This window comes from Arthrobacter sp. TS-15 (genome assembly GCF_006964045.1).
In the GTDB taxonomy this organism is placed as follows: domain Bacteria; phylum Actinomycetota; class Actinomycetes; order Actinomycetales; family Micrococcaceae; genus Arthrobacter.
Map to the genome: position 1 here is coordinate 1 of NZ_SDXQ01000071.1, position 1,508 is coordinate 1,508.

Below are 1,508 nucleotides of genomic sequence, written 5' to 3' on the forward strand. Positions count from 1 at the left end.
TGAACTGCTCCCCTGAAGTTGGACTGAGAATTTCAGTTCCGATTTGAGGGGAGCAGTTTTATGTGTTCGCGTAGTTCTTTGTCTGTGGTGCAGCGAGTGTCGGCTGTAGCGTGTTTTGAAAGGGGTCTCGGGTATCGGGCGGCGGCCCAGTACCTGGATGCGCCCTCCGTGCCGGTAAGGGGACTTTATGGGCTATGGAAGATTCATGGGGATGGAGTGTTGGTGACCAAGGCGCCGAAGTCATACTCTTTCGAGGTCAAGCTGGCCTTGGTGCAGCGGTTCTTGGGTGGTGAAACCGGGCCGGACTTGGCAGTTGAAGCGGGTCTGTCTTCGCGTCAACTGCTGCAGAAATGGGTCAGGGCCTATCGCTTGGAGGGCGAGGACGGGCTGATGCCAAAACGCAAAGGCACGCCAGCGAAGCCGAAGGACACACCTCCTCAGGAACCCGGGGTCGCGTCTTCTCGAAAGCCTGGGGCCGTGCCGTCCGCAAAGTCCAGGTCGTCGCGGGCTGCGGAGGGCTCGGAGCTTGAGCAACTACGCCGCGAGAACGAACTGTTGCGGGCAGAGGTGGCTTACTTGGGAAAATTGCGGGCCTTGAGGGCTCAGGAACGACGGTGAAGGTTCAAGCCCTCGTTGCCCTCAAGGCTGATTACCCGCTCCCGGTCCTGCTGCAGGTCGCAGGTTTGGCCCGCTCGACGTTCTTCTACCATCAAGCCCGGCTCCTGTCCCCGGACCCGCGGGAAGCACTCAAGAGCGCCATCACGGAGGTTTTCACGACCAACCACGGCCGTTACGGACATCGCCGCATCCAGACCGAGCTGACAAAGCAGGGGTGGGTGGTCGCGAAAAAGACCGTGTTGAAACTGATGCGTGCCCTGGCCCTGCGCTGCAAGGTCCGGCGGCGGAAACGCTATAACTCCTACCAAGGCGAACAGGGTGTGATTGCACCGAACCTGCTGAACCGGAAGTTCGACACCGATGCCCCGAACCAGAAGTGGGTCACCGACGTCACCGAGTTCCGCGTCGGGGACCGGAAGCTCTACCTCTCACCGGTCATGGACCTTTTTGACCGGCAAATCATCTCTTATTCCATCGGCAACTCACCGAACCTGGAACTGGCCAACACTTCGCTGCGTCAGGCAATCACCTGCCTGGAACCGGGACAAAAACCCTTGGTGCACTCGGACCAAGGCTTCCAATATCAGCACGTGTTCTGGCGGGAGCTGCTCACCGAGGCCGGCGCCACCCAGTCAATGTCCCGCAAGGGCAACTGCTACGACAACGCCGTCATGGAGAACTTCTTCGGACATCTAAAGGAAGAACTCTTCCACCACGTCCGGTTCCTCAGCACCGAGGCCCTGGCCTCAGCACTGCACGAGTACATCCACTGGTACAACAACGAAAGGATCTCCACCAAACTCAACGGCCTGAGCCCGGTGCAATACCGGGCCCAGACCCTCGCAGCCTAAAATCCCAATAAGCCAGTCCAACAATCGGGGACCAGTTCA

The 1,508-nt window shown here is 59.4% G+C and carries 2 protein-coding genes; both read left to right on the top strand.

Annotation, left to right across the window (positions count from 1 at the left end):
- Window positions 1–60 precede the first annotated feature (60 nt).
- Window positions 61–618: a helix-turn-helix domain-containing protein gene (locus tag EU811_RS24800; protein WP_142940531.1), complete on the top strand. Its 558-nt coding sequence runs from the start codon at window positions 61–63 to the stop codon at window positions 616–618.
- Window positions 615–1,469 carry an IS3 family transposase gene (locus tag EU811_RS22775; RefSeq protein ID WP_160147695.1) on the top strand — a complete coding sequence of 285 codons (855 nt, stop codon included), beginning with the start codon at window positions 615–617 and terminating at the stop codon, window positions 1,467–1,469. Before EU811_RS24800 ends, EU811_RS22775 begins: the two co-directional genes overlap by 4 nt.
- The last annotated feature ends 39 nt before the right edge of the window (window positions 1,470–1,508 follow it).

Excerpts from the sequence above, each read along its gene's own strand:
- EU811_RS24800 (WP_142940531.1), top strand. The coding sequence starts at position 61 with ATGTGTTCGCGTAGTTCTTTGTCTGTGGTGCAGCGAGTGTCGGCTGTA.